Source organism: Nocardioides ferulae (assembly GCF_003660455.1).
GTDB classification, from domain to species: Bacteria; Actinomycetota; Actinomycetes; order Propionibacteriales; family Nocardioidaceae; genus Nocardioides; species Nocardioides ferulae.
Map to the genome: position 1 here is coordinate 149,024 of NZ_QZVR01000005.1, position 17,984 is coordinate 167,007.

Here is a 17,984-nt window from a genome sequence, read left to right on the forward strand (position 1 = left end):
GCTGAGACGATGACCCCGTGAAGCCGTTCCTGTTCCTCGGCACCCGCGCCGAGGACCCCGCCGCCGACGGCGAGTACGTCTCCGTGCTGCGCGGGATGGGCCTCGCCGAGCCCGAGCTGCGGCGGGTCCGCCTGGAGCGGGAGTCCCTGGGTCAGGTCAATCTGGATCGCTGGTCGGGCATCGTGCTCGGAGGCGGCCCGTTCAACGTCAGCGACCCGCCCGAGGCGAAGTCGCCCGTGCAGCGCCGGGTCGAGGCCGAGCTCGGCGGCCTGGCCCGGCTCGTGGTCTCGGCCGACTTCCCGTTCCTCGGCGCCTGCTACGGCATCGGCACGCTCGGGGTGCTCGACGGCGGGCAGGTCGACCGCACCTACGGCGAGCCGATCGGCGCCACCCCGGTCAGCCTCACCGAGGCCGGCCGGACCGACCCCCTCTTCGGCGTCCTGCCGGAACGCTTCGAGGCCTTCCTGGGGCACAAGGAGGCCGTCGCCCGGATGCCCGAGGGCGCGGTGCTGCTCGCCACCGGCGACCGCTGCCCGGTGCAGGGGTTCCGGCTCCGCGAGAACGTCTACGCCACCCAGTTCCACCCCGAGCTCGACGTCGAGGACCTCTGCCTGCGCATCGACGTCTATCGCGAGTACGGCTACTTCGACCCCGACGACGCCGACGAGCTCAAACGCGCCGCGCGCCAGGCCACCGTCAGCGAGCCGCCCCGGCTGCTGCGCCGGTTCGCCGAGCTCTACGCCCGCTGAACGCCGCCGCGCCCCGGTCAGCGGTCCGGGTGGGTGGGCGTCGCTGACCCGTCAACGATTCCCGCTGTTTCGCGGCGGGTCGGTGAACGATCGACGACTCGCCGCCTCGCCGGGCTCACGGGCAGCCGCCCGACCGGGGACCGACGAGACGCAGGTCGTCCGAATTCCACCGGACCGGACCCGCCCGATCGGGACCAACGTCCCTCGCCTAGACCCCCGCGCGGTCGCTACGGTCGTACCCAGTCGAAGGGCGTCGTGAGGAGGCCGGCATGGGCGGCGAGAACTACGTGGACGAGGACGTCGTCCGTGAGCTCTCCGAGGAGGAGTGCTGGGGCATGCTCGACCGGCAGGAGTTCGGCCGACTGGCCTTCCACCTGCGCGACGAGGTGCACCTGGTCCCGATCAACTACGCGGTCGACCACGGCACGCTGCTGTTCCGCACCGCCGAGGGCGAGAAGCTGCTCGGCGTGGTGATGCACCACGACGTGGTCTTCGAGGTCGACGAGTACGACGAGCACCAGGCCGCCAGCGTCATCGTGCGCGGCAACGCCCGCCGCCTGGAGGAGGACGAGGCGCACCGCGCCGAGAACGTCCCCCTGCGACCGTGGGTGAGCACACCGAAGTACGACGTCGTCGAGATCACCCCGACGCTGATCACCGGCCGCTCCTTCCGGCTCGACCGGCCCTGGCTGCACCTGCGCCCGGAGGAGTGAGCCGGCGCGGCTGAGGCCGGACTCGTCGCCCATCCGTCACCCCGGGCCGACGAAACTCACGGTTCGCCCACGGAGCTTCGTGGGCCGAACGTGAGTTCCACCGCCTGAGCGGTGAGGCTGCCACCGCGCCGCCCGGCGGGTACCTTTCCCGAGGTGAGCGCACCCGAGCCCTCGACCGGACCGTCCGAACACCTCGACGTCGTCGTCGTGGGAGCCGGGCTGTCCGGCATCGGCGCCGCCTGCCAGCTGCGCGAGCACCACCCACGGCGGCGGATCGCGGTGCTCGAGGGCCGCGAGGTCAGCGGCGGCACCTGGGACCTGTTCCGCTACCCGGGCATCCGGTCGGACTCCGACATGTTCACCTTCGGCTACCGGTGGCGGCCGTGGCCGAGCGACACCGCCCTGGCCGACGGCCCGCTGATCCTCGACTACCTGCGCACGGTCGCCCGCGAACGCGGCGTCGACCGGCTGATCCGCTACCGGCACCGGGTGGTCCGCGCCGCCTGGGACAGCGACACCGCCCGGTGGAGCCTCGAGATCGACCGCGACGGCGAGCGGATCGAGATCACCTGCGACGTGCTGTGGTGCTGCTCGGGCTACTACGACTACGAGTCCGGCCACGCGCCCACCTTCCCCGGCCAGGACGACTTCCGCGGCGAGCTGGTGCACCCCCAGTCCTGGCCCGAGGACCTCGACCACACCGACAAGCGGGTCGTCGTCATCGGCAGCGGAGCCACCGCGATCACGCTGGTGCCGGCCATGGCCGAGCGGGCCGCGCACGTCACGATGCTGCAGCGCTCCCCGACGTACGTCCTCTCCCGTCCCGGGAGCGACCCCGTCGCCCGAGCGCTGAGCAGGCTCCCGCAGCGGGTCACCTATCCGGTGGTGCGCTGGAAGAACATCCTGCAGGCGGTCGCGTTCTACCAGCTCTCGCAGCGGCGCCCCGAGGTCGTGAAGCGGCTGATCCGGGCCGGCACCCGCAAGCAGCTGCCGGCCGGCGTCGACGTCGACGTGCACTTCCGCCCCAGCTACAACCCCTGGGACCAACGGCTGTGCTTCGTGCCGGACGGCGACCTGTTCCGGGCGATGCGCCGGGGCCGGGCCTCGGTGGTCACCGACACCATCGAGACGTTCACCGAGCACGGCATCCGGCTCGGCTCCGGCCGGGAGGTCGAGGCCGACGTGATCGTGACCGCCACCGGCCTGCGCCTGCTGCCGTTCGGCGGCATGGAGCTCGAGGTCGACGGCGAGCCGGTCCGCCTGGAGCAGACCATGGCCTACAAGGCGCTGATGCTCAGCGGCGTCCCCAACTTCGTCTACACGATCGGCTACACCAACGCCTCCTGGACGCTGAAGGCCGACCTGGTCGCCGACTACGTCGTGCGCGTACTGAGCCACCTCGACCGCACCGGACGCCGCGTCTTCGTCGCCGAGAAGGACCCCGCCGTCGGCGAGCGGCCGTTCATGGACTTCCAGTCCGGCTACGTCCTACGGGCCCTCGACCGGCTGCCGAAGCAGGGTGACCGCGCCCCGTGGATGCTGAAGCAGAACTACCTCACCGACGTGCGCACGATCCGGCGCGACCCGGTCGACGACGGGGTGCTGACCTTCCGGTGACGTTTCGCCGTGGCGCACTCCGGTCACCGGAGGGGGGAGCAGGCGGCGCGTCCCGAGCGCCCGCCGCGAACCAACAGGAGGCGCAGATGAGCTTCGGAGACAAGGTCGGCAACAAGCTGGACGACGCCGGCGGCAAGCTCAAGGAGGGCACCGGCAAGGCGACCGACGACGAGGAGCTCCAGGCCGAGGGCAAGGCCGACCAGACCAAGGCCTCGCTCAAGGACGCCGGCGAGCACGTCAAGGACGCCGCCAAGAACGCCAAGGACGGGTTGACCAAGTAGGCGCACCCGGGGGCCGACCTCCGGCAGGACGCGTCTCAGCGCGACTGTCGGGCTTCACGCCCAGGTCGGCACGGCCGAGGTGCGTTCCGGCGCGATCGCGCCGCTCTGCCCGGCCCGGCCCCGGCGCCCAGCTCCACCCAGATTCAACGACCGGCGGGCTCCTGCCCTACAGTGGACCCAGGAGCCCGCCCAGTCTTGCCTCGGGCTCGCGCGCGTTGCCGGATCACACCGGCGCCGCGCTCCTCCGTTCGGAGGCAACGCTTCTTCGCTCCCGCCGCCGGCGGGATCAGCGTGGCGAGACACGCCACCGAGAGATCCCTTCTTGTCTTCTGCAGTGTCTACCCGTCCGTCCACCTCCACCCCGGCGACTCCCGTCGCCCACGCCGCCCGGTCGTTCACCGACCTCGGCGTCCCCGCCGACCTCGCGGCCGTGCTCGCCGAGCGCGGGATCATCGACCCCACCCCGATCCAGGCAGCGACGCTGCCCGACTCGCTCGCCGGCCGCGACGTGCTCGGCCGCGGCCGCACCGGCTCGGGCAAGACCTACGCGTTCCTGCTGCCCCTGGTGGCCCGCCTGGCCGCATCGGGACGGCGTACCGCCCCCGGCGCACCGCGCGCGCTGGTGCTGGCTCCCACCCGTGAGCTGGTCGGTCAGATCCAGGAGTCGCTGGCGCCGCTCGCGGCGGCCGCCGGGCTCACCACGGCCACCGTCTTCGGCGGCGTCGGCCAGAACCCGCAGGTGCAGGGGCTGCGTCGCGGCGCCGACATCGTGCTGGCCTGCCCGGGCCGGCTCGAGGACCTGATCGGCCAGGGCCACTGCACGCTCGGCTCGATCGAGGTCACCGTGCTCGACGAGGCCGACCACATGGCCGACCTCGGCTTCCTCCCCGCGGTACGCCGACTGCTCGACCGGGTGCCCACCGGTCAGCGTCTGCTGTTCTCGGCCACGCTCGACAAGGCCGTCGACGTGCTGGTCAAGCGCTACCTGCGCGACCCGCGCACCCACGAGGCCGACTCGGCCCAGTCGCCGGTCGCGACGATGGACCACCACGTGCTGCACATCAACCGCGAGCACCGCGTCGACGTGCTGGTCGACCTGGCCAGCGCCCCCGGCCGCACGGTGGTGTTCACCCGCACCAAGCACGGCGCCAAGGCGCTGGCCCGCCAGCTCAACCGCAGCGGCGTCCCCGCCGTCGACCTGCACGGCAACCTGAGCCAGAACGCACGGGTGCGCAACATGGAGGCCTTCCACTCCGGCAAGGCCACCACGCTGGTGGCCACCGACATCGCGGCCCGCGGCATCCACGTCGACGACGTCTCGCTGGTCGTGCACGCCGACCCGCCGACCGAGCACAAGGCCTACCTGCACCGCTCGGGCCGCACCGCCCGGGCCGGGGCCGCCGGCACCGTCGTCACGCTGATGACCGACGAGCAGCGCCGCGACGTGCGCGACCTGACCCGCGCCGCGGGCATCAAGCCGACCATCACCAAGCTCGACCGCGCCGCCCACCCGGTGCTCGCCGAGCTGGCCCCCGGCGAGCGCACCCTGGTGCCCGGTGGGTACGTCGCCGACGTGCCGGCCGCGCGTCCCGGCGGCGGCTCGGGTGCGGGCAACGGTGGCGGCAGCCGAGGCGGCTCCGGCTCGGGCCGCAGCCGGTCGCGCGGCCGCGGCCGCTCGGGCTCGGGCAGCGCCTCGTCTGGTTCGACCAAGGCGGGCTCGGGCGCCGGTTCCTCGGGCTCCGGCTCGGGTCGCTCCCGTGGCCGCGGTGGTCGAGGCTCGTCCGGCTCCTCCGGTGGCCACAGCGCCGCGTCGTTCAGCTCCGGGCGCCGCTGACCCACGCTGCTGGGGGCGGGGGATCACCGGATATCCGGTGATTCCCTCGCACCGCACGCGTTGTGCAGCGCGTGAGGAGTGCACGAAGCGCGTGGGGGGAGACGCCCTGGTGCCGCCCGCCCCGACTGCAGTCGACCCGACCGCCCCACCCCGCCGTACGCTCGGCGGGGTGGGTCCGGTCGGGTTGCTGCGTGACGCCCTGGGGCGTGCCGTGCGGCGCGCGCTGTGGGACGTCGTCCCGCGCGACCAGCGCGACACCCCGGCGGCGCTGCGCCGCCGGCAGTGGGTGGTGGCCGCGACCCTCGCCGTCGGCGCGGTCGTGCTGGGGGTCTCGCTCCGGCTCGAACCGGGCAGCGCCTGGTTCTACCCGGCCACGCTGACGCTGGCCGCGGTCTGGGTCGCCGGAGCGCTCGCCTCGGGTCCGCTGCACCTGGGCCGGATCGCCTGGCGCAGCCGCACCGTCCGCCCGGTGCTCACCCCGGTGGTGCTGGCCGTCGCGATGACCGGCGTGTTCACGCTCGGGGCGCTCGTCGTGCGCGAGGTGCCGTGGCTGGCCGAGCGGGTCGAGTCGGTCACCGAGATCGCCGACGCCGGCGCGCTGCCGCTGGTGCTCGCGGTCACCGCGCTCAACGGTGTCGCCGAGGAGCTGTTCTTCCGCGGCGCGGCCTACGCGGCGATCCCGCGGCACCCCGTGCTGTGGACCACGCTGCTCTACGGGCTCACCACGCTCGCCACCGGCAACGCGATGCTCGTCCTCGCCGCCCTGCTGCTGGGCGCCGTGGTCGGCCTCGAGCGGCGGGCTTCGGGCGGCATCCTCGGCCCCGCGCTGACCCACGTCACCTGGTCGGGGTCGATGGTGTTCGTGCTGCCCGCGCTCTTCGCGTGAGCATGACCGAAGCCGAGCGCGCTCAGGACCGCTCGGCCAGCGCCCGCCGCACCGCCTCGGCGTACCCGATCGGGTCGCCCGGCACCAGCTCGCGGATCGCGTCGTCGGTCACCACCACCTCGGTGTCCATCGAGTCGATGAGGTTGCGCCCGGTGGTGACGTCGACGTCGGTGACGAAGGACAGCCAGTACGACGAGAGCCGCGGCGTCAGCACCGGGGCGGTGACGATCGGCACCCGCCGCCCGATCATCACCTCGGCCGCCTGCTGCAGCATCTCCAGGTAGGTGAGCTGGTCGGGGCCGCCCACCTCGAAGACCCGGCCGAAGGCCTCCTCGCGGTCGACGACGCCGGCCAGGTAGCGGATCAGGTCGTCGACGGCGATCGGCTGGGTGCGCGTCGAGGCCCACTTCGGGACCACCATCGCGGGCAGGTTCTTCACCAGCTGCCGGGTCATCTCCCACGAGATGCTGCCGGCACCGACCACGATCGCCGCGCGCAGCACGGTCACCGGCACGCCGCCGGTCGCAAGCAGCCGCTCCACCTCGCGCCGCGACCGCAGGTGGGCGGAGAGTCGGGCGTCGTCGGGCCCGAGGCCGCCGAGGTAGACGATCTGGCGGACGCCGCCGGCCCCGCAGGCCACGGCGAACGCGCGGGCCGCCGCGGCGTCCTTGCGCTCGAAGTCGTCGTCGTCGAGGGAGTGCACGAGATAGATCGCCACGTCGACGCCGGCCAGCGGCTCGGCCAGCGTGCCGGGATCGTGCACGTCGCCGAAGACCGGGTCGGCCGGCCCGGCGTAGTCCTCGGGCCGGCGGGTCATCGCGCGCACCTCGAAGCCGCGCTCGATCAGCGCGGGCACGAGCCGGCGCCCGACGAAGCCGGTGGCGCCGGTCACCAGGACCGTGGTCATGCGCCCACCGTAGGCCGGACCTGGTCGCGGCCGGGCCGTCGTACGCTCCCGGTCACGCCACGGCCCTTTCCGGGCCGGCGAAGGGCGCTGATGTGACCGGCGGCGGATCTCGGCCGATCTCGGTCGCTCCGCGGCGCCCGGTCCCAGCTGTCTCAGCGGGCGCGCTTGGCGATGCCCTCGCGCTTGGTCTCGTCCATGGCGGACTCGTAGGCGGCGACCAGGCTGGCGACCGAGAGCGGCTTGAGCTTCTCGACCACCTCGCGGACCTTCTCCGGCGCCGCCCCGGCCTCCTTGTAGCGCGGCCACACCTGGGTGCGGAACACCTCGTAGAGCTCCTCGGCGATCTGCCGGCCGTGCGCGGCGTAGACGTCGGCGGCGGCGAGCGCGGCCTCGGTCGGGAAGCCGAGGTCGAGCAGCCCCAGCCCGACCGAGAGCTGCTGGGTGGCGACCTCGAACCGGCCGCGCTTGGTGCGCATCGCGATGCCCAGCGCCGCCAGCGTGGCGAGGTCCTCGTCGGTGAGGTCACGGCCGGCACGCCGTTCGAGGTCGGCCCGCGACATCTCGACCGGCAGGTCGCGCGACCACGGGGCGAGCATCGCGCGGTGCATCGCGATGTCCTCGGGGCTGGCGTCGTGCGGGATCCGCCCGACGTACTTGTCGATCGCGGCCAGCGTGAAGCCGTGCCGCTGCAGCTCCTGCACCAGCTCCAGCCGGGCCACGTGGTCGGGGGAGTAGTAGCCCTGCCGGCCGCGCCGGATCGGCGGAGGAACCAGCCCCTTGGTGGTGTAGAAGCGCACGTTGCGCACGCTCATGCCGACGCGCTTGGTCAGCTCGTCGAGCGTCAGCAGCTCGCGCGGTGCGTCGGGCACCGTTCCCACCTCCGTGTTGGCGTTGGTCACGCTGGACCCCCCTTGACCTTGACACTGATGGTGTCACAATCATGGGGCAACTCCCGCACACCACCCGAGGACGGTCATGGCAGAAGCTTTCGTGTACGACCACATTCGTACGCCGCGCGGCAAGGGCAAGCAGACGGGGTCACTCCACGAGGTCAAGCCGGTCGACCTCGTGGTCGGCCTCCTCGACGAGATCAAGACCCGCAACCCCGGTCTCGACCCGCAGGCGGTCGACGACGTGGTGCTCGGCGTCGTCTCGCCGGTCGGCGACCAGGGCGGCGACATCGCCAAGACCGCCGCGCTGAAGGCGGGCTACCCCGACACCGTGGCCGGTGTGCAGCTCAACCGCTTCTGCGCCTCCGGCCTCGAGGCCGTCAACCAGGCCGCGTCGCGGGTGCGTGGCGGCTTCGAGGACCTCATCCTCGCCGGCGGCGTCGAGGGCATGAGCCGGGTGCCGATGGGCTCCGACGGCGGCGCCTGGGCCTCCGACCCGGCCACCGCGCTGGCCACCGGCTTCGTGCCGCAGGGCATCGGCGCCGACCTGATCGCCACCATCGAGGGCTTCTCGCGCGAGGACGTCGACGCGTTCGCCGCGGAGTCCAACCACCGGGCCGCCAAGGCCTGGGCGAACGGCTACTTCGCGAACTCGGTGATCCCGGTCAAGGACCTCAACGGCCTCACCGTGCTCGACCACGACGAGCTGATCCGCCCCGACACCACCGTCGAGAGCCTCAGCGCGCTCAAGCCGAGCTTCGCCCAGATCGGCCGCGACGCGGGCTTCGACGACGTCGCCCTGGAGAAGTACCACTGGGTCGAGAAGATCGACCACGTCCACCACGCCGGCAACTCCTCGGGCATCGTCGACGGCGCCGCGATCATGGCGATCGGCACCGAGGAGGTCGGCAACCGCCTCGGCCTGACGCCCAAGGCGCGGATCATCGCCACCGCCGTCTCCGGCGCGGACCCCACGATCATGCTCACCGGCCCCGCCCCGGCGGCCCGCAAGGCGCTCGCCAAGGCCGGCCTCGAGGCCACCGACATCGACCTCTACGAGATCAACGAGGCCTTCGCCGCGGTCGCGCTGCGGTTCATGAAGGACATGGGCATCACCTCCGAGATCACCAACGTCAACGGTGGCGCGATCGCGATGGGCCACCCGCTGGGTGCGACCGGCGCGATGATCCTCGGCACGCTCGTCGACGAGCTCGCCCGCCGTGACCAGCGCCGCGGCCTGGCCACGCTCTGCGTCGGCGGCGGGATGGGGATCGCGACCATCGTGGAACTGGTCTGACCGAGGAACGAGGTCAGCACCAGTTCACCGATGGTCAACGGTGGACGAGCGAGCGGCAGGGCTGAGCCTGCGAAGCCGTGACCCGCGTGTCGAGACCCGGTGAGGTGCCCGCCAGGGCAACCACCGCCACCGGCCACCGCCACCGGCCCGGCGACGAGGCCGTGACCCCCCGCTGAGCCACCGGCGACCGATCGCCACCCCCCACCCCACGCCCCCGGCGTACCCCGAACTCTTCTCCGGCACTTTCGAGCAAGGACTCAAGGACTTCCATGAGCGAGACCCAGACCCAGACCGCCGTCCGCTACGAGCGCGACGCCGACGGCATCGTCACCCTCACCCTCGACGACCCGACGTCGAGCGCGAACACGATGAACGACCTCTACAAGGCCGGCATGGCCGCGGCCATCGACCGGCTCTACGCCGAGGTCGACGACGTGCGGGGCGTGATCATCGCCAGCGCGAAGAAGACCTTCTTCGCCGGCGGCAACCTCAAGAGCATGGTGCAGGCGACCAAGGACGACGCCGCCGACGTCTTCGCGATGGCCGAGGCGATCAAGGCGGACCTGCGCCGCCTGGAGAAGTTCCCCCGCCCCGTGGTGGCCGCGATCAACGGCGCCGCACTCGGCGGCGGCTTCGAGATCTGCCTGGCCTGCAACCACCGCGTCGCCGTGGACGACCGCAAGGTCGAGGTGGGCCTGCCCGAGTCGAGCCTGGGCCTGCTCCCCGGCGGCGGCGGCGTGACCCGCGTCGTCCGGCTGCTCGGCCTGCAGCAGGGCCTGATGGACGTGCTGCTGCCCGGCACCCGCTTCAAGGCCGCCCAGGCCGCCGAGAAGGGCCTGGTCGACGAGCTGGTCGCGAGCCAGGACGAGCTGCTTCCCGCCGCGAGGGCGTGGCTGACCGCGAACGCCGACGACCCGGACGCCGCGGTCAACCCGTGGGACCGCAAGGGCTACAAGATGCCCGGCGGCACCCCGAAGTCGCCGGCGCTCGCGCAGTTCCTGCCGGCCTTCCCGGCGCTGCTGCGCAAGCAGACCAAGGGTGCCGTCTACCCGGCGCCCCGGGCGATCCTGTCCGCGGCCGTCGAGGGCGCCCAGGTCGACTTCGACACCGCCTCGCGCATCGAGTCGCGCTACCTGACCAACCTGATCGTCAACCAGGGCGCGAAGAACATGATCCAGGCGTTCTTCTTCGACCTGCAGGCGATCAACGCCGGCTCGCTGCGCCCGCAGGGCATCGAGCCGTTCAAGGCCACGAAGGTGGGCGTGCTCGGCGCCGGCATGATGGGCGCCGGCATCGCCTACGTGTGCGCCAAGGCCGGCATGCAGGTCGTGCTCAAGGACGTCGCGGTCGAGAACGCCGAGAAGGGCAAGGCCTACAGCGAGAAGATCCTCGCCAAGCAGATCGCCAAGGGCCGCTCCACGGAGGAGAAGATGGCCGAGCTGCTCTCGCGGATCACCGCGACCGCCGACGCCGCCGACCTGGCCGGCTGCGACCTGGTCATCGAGGCAGTCTTCGAGGACCCGGCCCTGAAGGCCAAGGTGTTCGCCGAGATCGCCCCGCACGTCAACCCCGACGCGCTGCTGTGCTCGAACACCTCGACGCTGCCGATCACCGAGCTGGCCTCCGGTGTCGACCGGCCCAAGGACTTCATCGGCCTGCACTTCTTCAGCCCCGTCGACAAGATGCCGCTCGTCGAGATCATCCGCGGCGCGGAGACCTCCGACGAGGCGCTGGCCAAGGCCTACGACGTGGTCCAGCAGATCCGCAAGACCCCGATCGTGGTCAACGACAGCCGCGGCTTCTACACCTCGCGGGTGATTGGCACCCAGGTGATGGAGGGTCTCGCGCTGCTCGCCGAGGGCTGCCACCCGGTCTCGATCGACCGCGCCGCAACCCAGGCGGGCTACCCGGTGGGTCCGCTGCAGCTGACCGACGAGCTCAACATGGAGCTGATGGTCAAGATCCAGAAGGCCAACGCCGAGGCCGCTGCCCGCGAGGGTCGCGAGTGGGTGCCGAGCGCGGGTGAGCAGGTCGTCGCGAAGATGATCGAGCTCGGCCGCCCCTCGCGGCTGAAGGGCGCGGGCTTCTTCGACTACGACGAGAACGGCCAGCGGCAGGGTCTGTGGAAGGGCCTGGCCGAGGCGTTCCCGGTCGCCGAGGAGCAGGTGCCGCTGCAGGACATGAAGGACCGGATGCTGGTCATCGAGGCCCTCGAGACCGCGAAGTGCTTCGAGGAGGGCGTGATCACCTCGGCCGCGGCGGCCAACATCGGCTCGATCATGGGCATCGGCTTCCCGCCCATGACCGGCGGCGCCGCGCAGTTCATGCTCGGCTACGAGGGTGCCGACGGCGAGATCGGCCTGGCCGCGTTCGTCAAGCGTGCCGACGAGCTCGCTGACGCCTACGGCGACCGGTTCCGCCCCACGGCGTACCTGCGTGACATGGCCGCCAAGGGCGAGTCCTTCCCGGCGTGATCCCCTCGCGCTGACCTGCCACTCGTGGTGGTGTTCGGGGCGCTGACCTGCCACTTGTGGTGGTGTTCGGGGCGCTGACCTGCCACTTGTGGTGGTGTTCGGGGCGCTGACCTGTCACTCGTGGTTGCGTTCACGACCCCGACCCGTCACGTGTGGTCACGGTCGACCGATCGACCCGCCACCTCCCGTCGCACGGAGGTGGCGGGTCGTGCCGTTCATGGCAGCCATCGGGCACCACACGTGGCAGGTCACCCGTCGCTGCGTCGCCAGAAGTGGCGGGTCGGCGCCCCCTGGGCAACCGCGAGTGGCGGGTCGGCGTCCCCTGACCAACCACGAGTGACGGGTCAGCGTCCCCTGGCCAACCACGAGTGGCGGGTCAGCGCGGGTCGACGGCGCAGGAGGTCTGGGCGGCCGCGAGCCGGGTCAACGCCGGGCCGTCCCAGGTGCCGGTGAGCGTCTCCACGAGGGCGGCCTCGAGGTCGGAGTCGGAGAGCGCGGCGCGCAGGCACCCGGCGTACGCCTCGGCGTCGGCCGCGCCCTTGCTCGCCGCGACCTGCGCCCGCGCCGACTCCTCGGCGAAGTCGGTGCAGGCCAGCTGGGCCCGGGCCCACGGCACCGCGAGCTCCTCCGTCAACGCAGGCAGCTCGGCGACCACGGCGTACGACGAGTCGAGCACGCCCGCCTCCCGCAGGTCCGCCAGGTCCACCTCGTCGGTGAGCGCTTCGGCGAAGCAGTTGCCGGCCGTGATGTCGCGCTCGACGGCATGGTCCCCGGCGAACATCGCCGCGAGCCCGGAGCGCACCGTCGAGAGCCGTGCCTCCGGCTCGGAGTCGTCCTCGCCCGAGCAGCCCGCCAGGAAGGCGCTCGCCGCGAGCGCGACCACCGCCACGGCCGCACGGCCGGAGCGAACGGAGGAGCGCGGCGGGTGCACGCCCAGCATCCTGGCACCGCGCCCGCCCGGCGGCCACCGCCGACCGCGGTGTTCTCCGTGACTGAGACGCCTTGTGCGGGGCGCCAACCACGACCGGCCACACCCTAGGGTGTGCAGCCATGGACCTCTCGCCCTCGCCCCGCGCGGCCGACCTCACCGCCCGGGTGCGCGCCTTCCTCGCCGAGGAGGTCGACCCCGTCGAGTCGGCCTACCACGACGAGCTCGCCGCCCGCCGGGCCGGCGCCGGCGACCCGTGGCAGCCGCTGCCGGTGCTCGAGGAGCTCAAGGCGAAGGCCCGGGAGCGGGGGCTGTGGAACCTCTTCCTGCCCAAGGAGCACGCCGGTGAGTACGCCGCGCGGTTCGGCACCGACGGCGGCGAGGGGCTGACCAACGTCGACTACGCGCCGCTGGCCGAGGCGATGGGCCGTTCCGCGATCGCGCCGCTGGTGATGAACTGCAACGCGCCCGACACCGGCAACATGGAGGTGCTGCTGCGCTACGGCTCCGAGGCGCAGCGCCGTGACTGGCTCGAGCCGCTGCTCGACGGCCGGATCCGGTCGGCCTTCGCGATGACCGAGCCCGGCGTCGCCTCCTCCGACGCCACCACGATGGAGGCCACCGCGGTCGTCGACGGCGACGAGGTCGTGGTCGACGGCCGCAAGTGGTGGTCGACGGGCGTGGGGCATCCCGACTGCGCGATCTTCGTGTTCATGGGCGTCACCGACCCCGACGCGGACCGGCACCACCGGCACTCGATGGTGCTGGTGCCGCGCGACACCCCGGGCGTGCGGATCGAGCGGCTGCTGCCGGCGATGGGCCACTTCGACGAGCCGCTCGGCCACGGCGAGGTCTCCTTCACCGACGTGCGGGTCCCGGCGGCCAACATCATCGGCGGCCCCGGCCGGGCCTTCGAGATCGCCCAGGGCCGGCTCGGCCCGGGCCGGGTGCACCACTGCATGCGGCTGATCGGTCTGGCCGAGCTGGCGCTCGAGCTGGCCTGCAAGCGGGCGCTCGAGCGCACCGCGTTCGGCAAGCCGCTGGCCAACCTCGGCGGCAACCGCGAGCGCATCGCCGACGCCCGGATCGCGATCGACTCCGCGCGCCTGCTGGTGCTCGACGCCGCCTGGAAGCTCGACCAGGGAGGCCCCCTCAACGCGCTGTCGGAGGTCGCCGCGATCAAGGTCGCGGTGCCGAACATGGCCCAGCAGGTCATCGACTTCGCCATCCAGGTGCACGGCGGCGCGGGCCTGTCGGAGGACTTCCCGCTCGCCGGCGCCTTCACCGCGGCCCGGGCGCTGCGGCTGGCCGACGGGCCCGACGAGGTGCACCGCGGGATGGTCGCGCGGCTCGAGCTCGGCAAGTACGGAGCCCGGCGATGACCGGCGCGACTCCCGGCCCCGCGACCGGCGAGCGGGTGCTCGTCACCGGAGCCGCGAGCGGCCTCGGCGCCGCCCTCGCGGCGGCGTGGGAGGCGCGCGGGGCGCGCGTGCTGCGCACCGACCGGGTCTCGGCAGTCTCGACCACCGGGGGCGGCTCGACCACCGGCCACGTGCTGCGCCTCGACGTCACCTCCGACGACGACTGGGCCGCCGCGCTGGACCACGTCGAGGCCACCTGGGGCGGCCTCGACGTGCTGGTCAACAACGCCGGTGTGGCCGGGGGCGGCCGGCTCGACGTGGCGCCGATCGACGAGTGGCGGTGGATCACCGAGATCAACCTGTTCGGAGCGGTCCGCGGCACCCGCACCTTCACCCCGCTGCTCAAACGCCAGGGCTCGGGCCGGATCGTCAACATCGCCTCGCTGGCCGGCCTGGTCCACCCCGCCGGGATGGCCTCCTACAACGCCACCAAGGCCGCGGTGGTCGCGCTGACCGAGACCACCGGCCACGAGCTGGCCGCCTTCGGCGTCACCGCGCACGCCGTCTGCCCGTCGTACTTCCGCACGAGCCTGGTCGACTCGCTGCGCGACTCCCCGGCGGAGGACGCCGCGCTCACCGGCGTGGTCGCCCACCTCGTGGAGAGCTCGCCGTTCAGCGCCGACGACATCGCGGCGGCGGTGCTCGAGGCGCTCGACCGGGGCGAGGAGCTGATCCTGCCCGACCAGCCGGCCCGCGACGCCTACGCGCTCAAGCAGGCCGACCGGGCGGCGTACGACGTCGTGATGCGGCGGCAGGCCGCCAAGCTGCACCGGATGGCGGGGGCGGACCTCCCACCGGACCCGGACCGAGCCGACCCCACGAAGGAGACACGGTGACCCAGGCCGACCGCGACGCCGGCAACCCGGCCAAGCAGGTGCGCGAGGAGGACGCGTTCGACGTCGAGGCGGTGGCCGCCTGGTTGCGCGAGAACGCCACCGCGTTCGCCGACGACCTCGCCGGCACGCCCGAGGTGCGCCAGTTCCCCGGCGGGGCGTCGAACCTGACCTACCTGCTGCGCTACCCCGATCGCGACCTGATCCTGCGGCGCCCGCCGGCCGGCACCAAGGCCGCGGGCGCGCACGACATGGGCCGGGAGTTCCGCATCCAGTCGGCGCTGAAGCCGGTCTTCGCCCTGGTGCCGACGATGGTCGGGCACTGCACCGACGACGCGGTGATCGGCTCGGAGTTCTACGTGATGGAGCGGCTCGAGGGCACGATCCCCCGCAAGGACCTGCCCTGGGACCTGCCGCAGGAGCAGATCTCCGCGCTGTGCCGCAACGCGTGGGACGTGCTGGTCGACCTGCACTCGGTCGACGTCGCCGCGGTGCCCGACCTGGCCGCGCTCGGCCGCGGACCCGGATACGTGGAGCGGCAGGTGTCGGGCTGGACCGGGCGCTTCGAGCGCGCCCGCACCGACGACACCGGCGACTGGAGCGACATCACCACCTGGCTGGCGCAGCAGCAGCCGGCCGACGTCGACCAGCGGCTGATCCACAACGACTTCCGCCTCGACAACCTGGTGCTCGCGCCCGGTGACCGCACCCGCGTGGTCGGCGTCCTCGACTGGGAGATGGCCACCGTCGGCGACCCGTTGATGGACCTCGGCGGCGCGCTCGCCTACTGGGTGCAGCGCGACGACGACGAGTTCTTCCAGATGTTCAGCCGGCAGCCCTCGATGCTGCCCGGCATGATGACCCGCGCCGAGATCGTGGAGCGCTACTGCGCCCGGATGGGCTACTCGGTGACCGCCGACCAGTGGCGCTTCTACGAGGTGTTCGGGCTGTTCCGGCTGGCGGTGATCGCCCAGCAGATCTGGTTCCGCTACTTCCACAAGCAGACCACCAACGAGGCGTACGCCGTGTTCGGCCCGGCGGTGGGCTACCTCGAGACCCGCTGCCGCCGGCTGATCGCCGGCTGAGGGCGCGCGCGTGGGAGTGGTGCTGCTGGTCCGGCACGGCCAGGCCTCGTTCGGGGCCGACGACTACGACGTGCTGTCCGAGACCGGGTGGGCGCAGGGGCGGCTGCTGGGGGAGTGGCTGGCCGCCCGCGGCGTCGCCCCCGACGTGGTGGTGCGCGGCGACATGCGCCGCCACCGGGAGACCGCGGAGAGCCTGCTCGCCGGCGCCGGCTGGGAGACCCCGCTGGAGGTCGATGCCGGCTGGGACGAGTTCGACCACCTCGGCGTGGTCGCGGCCGACGCGGCGCTGCACGGCCCGGCCGGGGAGCTGCCCCACGACCGCCGGGAGTTCCAGCGGCTCTTCGAGCAGGCCACGGCGCGGTGGGCCGCGGCCGAGGAGGGCGTCGCCTATCCCGAGACGTACGCCGGGTTCGTGGCGCGGGTGCGCGGGGCGCTGGGCCGCGCCTGCGCCCGGGCCGGCAAGGGCGGCACGGTCGCGGTGGTGACCTCGGGCGGTCCGATCGCGGCGGCGGCCGCGGCGCTGGTCGACCCGACCGGGGACGACCAGGCGGTCACCGCGCGGCTGTGGAGCCGGTTCAACACCGTGGTGGTGAACTCCTCGCTCACGCGGGTCGTGGTCGGCTCGACCGGCGCCCGGCTGCTGACCTTCAACGAGCACCCGCATCTGGAGGGTGAGCACCTCACCTATCGCTGAGCGGCGGGAGTGCAGGCGCTTGCGGCTTCACGACATCGGCCGGGGCCGCCTCAACCGGAGCGTCGCGCCCGCCCGGCCCGCCACCCGCGCCAGGCGGCCCGGACCCCCGAGGTGAGCAGCACCACCCACAGCGCGAGCCAGCAGCCGGCACCGACCACGAGGCCCACGACCAGCCCGACACCGCCGGCGACCCACCAGCCCACGGCCGCGGGCACCACGAACAGCACGGCCTGGACCAGCACGAACAGCGAGTCCTCGACGAGGTCGCGGCCCATCTGCCGCAGCCAGCCGACCTGCTCCTCGCCGCGGCCGCGGCCGGCGCCCAGGTCGTCGAGGTGCGCGCGCGTCTCGGCGTCCCGCTGCTCGCGACTCTTCCGCTCCCGCGCTGCCATGGGCGACAGTGTGCCGCGCCGTCCCGTGCCGCGGACCGGGACCTCGGGTGACGAGGGCGGCGGGGGCTGCGAGGGTGGCGACCGTGCAGGTGGGGATGACGCTCCCGGTGATGGAGCCCGACGTGTGGGCCGACGGCGCCACGACGCTCGAGGCGTGGACGCGAGCCGTCGACGAGGGCCCGTTCTCGTCGGTGTGCTTCGGCGAGCGGATGGCCTTCGACAACCCGGAGACCCTCACGCTGCTCGGCGCCGTCGCGGCGTGGACGAGCCGGGTGCGGATCGCGACCACCGTGGTGGTGCCGCAGCTGCACGACCCCGTGATGCTGGCCAAGGCGCTGGCGACCGGCGACCAGCTGTGCGGGGGCCGGCTCAGCGTCGGGCTGGGGGTGGGCGGTCGCGAGGAGGACTACCGCGCCGCCGGTGCCGACTGGTCCACGCGGACCATGGCCGGCCTGGCCGAGCGGGCCGCGGTGATGCGGCGGGTCTGGGCCGGCGAGCGGGTCACCGAGGCGCAGCGCCCGGTCGGGCCGCCTCCGGCGCAGCCGGGCGGCCCCGAGCTCCTGGTCGGCAGCACCGGCCCGCGCACGATCCGCAGCTCGGCCGCCTGGGCCGACGGCCTGGCCGGGATCACCCTCGACCTCGACCCAGCGGGGGTGGCCGCCCAGTTCGACCTCGTGCGTGAGGCGTGGCGCGAGGCCGGCCGCCCCGAGCCGCGGCTGACGACGTCGTTCTGGTTCGCCCTCGACGACGGCGACGGCTCCGCTCGAGACCAGGTGCACCGCCACCTGCGGCACTACATGAACTGGATCCCCCAGCGGTACGTCGACGCGATGGCGCCCGCGACCGGCTTCGCGGGCACTCCCGCCGAGCTGCGCGTGACGCTCGACCGGTTCGCCGACCTGGGTGCCGACGAGGTGCAGCTGATCCCGACCGGAGCGGCTCTCGACCAGGTCGCGCGGGTGGCCGACCTGCTGGCCTGAATG

At 73.2% G+C, this 17,984-nt stretch carries 17 protein-coding genes; 13 read left to right on the plus strand and 4 right to left on the minus strand.

Going from position 1 to position 17,984, the window contains the following annotated elements; translation table 11 throughout:
* Positions 1 to 17: 17 nt before the first annotated feature.
* The 6 genes from D6B71_RS08985 (at position 18) to D6B71_RS09010 (ending at position 6,080) form a co-directional block, all read left to right on the plus strand.
* Positions 18 to 749 carry a glutamine amidotransferase gene (locus tag D6B71_RS08985; protein ID WP_121254176.1) on the plus strand — a complete coding sequence of 244 codons (732 nt, stop codon included), beginning with the start codon at positions 18 to 20 and terminating at the stop codon, positions 747 to 749.
* Between the two features lie 269 nt (positions 750 to 1,018).
* Complete coding sequence (locus tag D6B71_RS08990) at positions 1,019 to 1,462, plus strand: pyridoxamine 5'-phosphate oxidase family protein (RefSeq protein WP_121254178.1); 444 nt, start codon at positions 1,019 to 1,021, stop codon at positions 1,460 to 1,462.
* A 153-nt stretch (positions 1,463 to 1,615) separates the two neighbouring features.
* On the plus strand, positions 1,616 to 3,079 hold the full coding sequence (locus D6B71_RS08995; protein WP_121254180.1) for a flavin-containing monooxygenase: 1,464 nt from the start codon (positions 1,616 to 1,618) through the stop codon (positions 3,077 to 3,079).
* An 86-nt stretch (positions 3,080 to 3,165) separates the two neighbouring features.
* Positions 3,166 to 3,360: a CsbD family protein gene (locus D6B71_RS09000; protein WP_121254182.1), complete on the plus strand. Its 195-nt coding sequence runs from the start codon at positions 3,166 to 3,168 to the stop codon at positions 3,358 to 3,360.
* A gap of 334 nt (positions 3,361 to 3,694) precedes the next feature.
* The gene (locus tag D6B71_RS09005) at positions 3,695 to 5,194 is read left to right on the plus strand and encodes a DEAD/DEAH box helicase (protein ID WP_121254184.1); all 1,500 of its coding nucleotides are present in this window, start codon (positions 3,695 to 3,697) and stop codon (positions 5,192 to 5,194) included.
* Between the two features lie 169 nt (positions 5,195 to 5,363).
* Positions 5,364 to 6,080 (plus strand): CPBP family glutamic-type intramembrane protease, encoded by a 717-nt coding sequence (locus D6B71_RS09010; RefSeq protein ID WP_240641230.1) that lies wholly within the window; start codon positions 5,364 to 5,366, stop codon positions 6,078 to 6,080.
* A 22-nt stretch (positions 6,081 to 6,102) separates the two neighbouring features.
* Here the strand turns inward: D6B71_RS09010 and D6B71_RS09015 are convergent, their stop codons facing one another.
* Both D6B71_RS09015 and D6B71_RS09020 read right to left on the minus strand, forming a co-directional pair.
* Positions 6,103 to 6,987 (minus strand): NAD(P)H-binding protein, encoded by an 885-nt coding sequence (locus tag D6B71_RS09015; protein ID WP_121254186.1) that lies wholly within the window; start codon positions 6,985 to 6,987, stop codon positions 6,103 to 6,105.
* Positions 6,988 to 7,139: 152 nt separating this feature from the next.
* Positions 7,140 to 7,886, minus strand: a complete 747-nt coding sequence (locus tag D6B71_RS09020; RefSeq protein ID WP_240641231.1) for a MerR family transcriptional regulator — start codon at positions 7,884 to 7,886, stop codon at positions 7,140 to 7,142.
* Positions 7,887 to 7,962: 76 nt separating this feature from the next.
* Between D6B71_RS09020 and D6B71_RS09025 the strand changes: the two genes are divergently transcribed.
* Both D6B71_RS09025 and D6B71_RS09030 read left to right on the plus strand, forming a co-directional pair.
* Entirely contained in the window at positions 7,963 to 9,174 is a 1,212-nt protein-coding gene (locus D6B71_RS09025) for an acetyl-CoA C-acetyltransferase (RefSeq protein WP_121254189.1), read from the plus strand.
* A 269-nt stretch (positions 9,175 to 9,443) separates the two neighbouring features.
* Positions 9,444 to 11,648 (plus strand): 3-hydroxyacyl-CoA dehydrogenase NAD-binding domain-containing protein, encoded by a 2,205-nt coding sequence (locus D6B71_RS09030; protein WP_121254191.1) that lies wholly within the window; start codon positions 9,444 to 9,446, stop codon positions 11,646 to 11,648.
* Between the two features lie 376 nt (positions 11,649 to 12,024).
* On the opposite strand, the gene D6B71_RS09035 is transcribed toward D6B71_RS09030, so the two are convergent.
* The gene (locus tag D6B71_RS09035) at positions 12,025 to 12,579 is read right to left on the minus strand and encodes a BTB/POZ domain-containing protein (protein WP_126688217.1); all 555 of its coding nucleotides are present in this window, start codon (positions 12,577 to 12,579) and stop codon (positions 12,025 to 12,027) included.
* A gap of 119 nt (positions 12,580 to 12,698) precedes the next feature.
* Between D6B71_RS09035 and D6B71_RS09040 the strand changes: the two genes are divergently transcribed.
* The 4 genes from D6B71_RS09040 to D6B71_RS09055 are packed head-to-tail and all read left to right on the plus strand — an operon-like array spanning position 12,699 to position 16,609.
* Positions 12,699 to 13,958: an acyl-CoA dehydrogenase family protein gene (locus tag D6B71_RS09040; protein WP_121254194.1), complete on the plus strand. Its 1,260-nt coding sequence runs from the start codon at positions 12,699 to 12,701 to the stop codon at positions 13,956 to 13,958.
* Positions 13,955 to 14,833 carry an SDR family NAD(P)-dependent oxidoreductase gene (locus D6B71_RS09045; RefSeq protein ID WP_121254196.1) on the plus strand — a complete coding sequence of 293 codons (879 nt, stop codon included), beginning with the start codon at positions 13,955 to 13,957 and terminating at the stop codon, positions 14,831 to 14,833. The genes D6B71_RS09040 and D6B71_RS09045 overlap by 4 nt, the downstream gene beginning before the upstream one ends.
* Complete coding sequence (locus D6B71_RS09050) at positions 14,830 to 15,915, plus strand: phosphotransferase family protein (protein ID WP_121254198.1); 1,086 nt, start codon at positions 14,830 to 14,832, stop codon at positions 15,913 to 15,915. Before D6B71_RS09045 ends, D6B71_RS09050 begins: the two co-directional genes overlap by 4 nt.
* A gap of 10 nt (positions 15,916 to 15,925) precedes the next feature.
* The gene (locus D6B71_RS09055; RefSeq protein ID WP_121254200.1) at positions 15,926 to 16,609 is read left to right on the plus strand and encodes a histidine phosphatase family protein; all 684 of its coding nucleotides are present in this window, start codon (positions 15,926 to 15,928) and stop codon (positions 16,607 to 16,609) included.
* Between the two features lie 50 nt (positions 16,610 to 16,659).
* On the opposite strand, the gene D6B71_RS09060 is transcribed toward D6B71_RS09055, so the two are convergent.
* Complete coding sequence (locus D6B71_RS09060; RefSeq protein ID WP_121254202.1) at positions 16,660 to 17,001, minus strand: hypothetical protein; 342 nt, start codon at positions 16,999 to 17,001, stop codon at positions 16,660 to 16,662.
* 83 nt (positions 17,002 to 17,084) lie between these two features.
* Here D6B71_RS09060 and D6B71_RS09065 point away from each other — a divergent pair, with 83 nt between their 5' ends.
* Positions 17,085 to 17,981, plus strand: coding sequence for an LLM class flavin-dependent oxidoreductase (locus D6B71_RS09065; protein ID WP_206051642.1), 897 nt, complete (start codon positions 17,085 to 17,087; stop codon positions 17,979 to 17,981).
* The last annotated feature ends 3 nt before the right edge of the window (positions 17,982 to 17,984 follow it).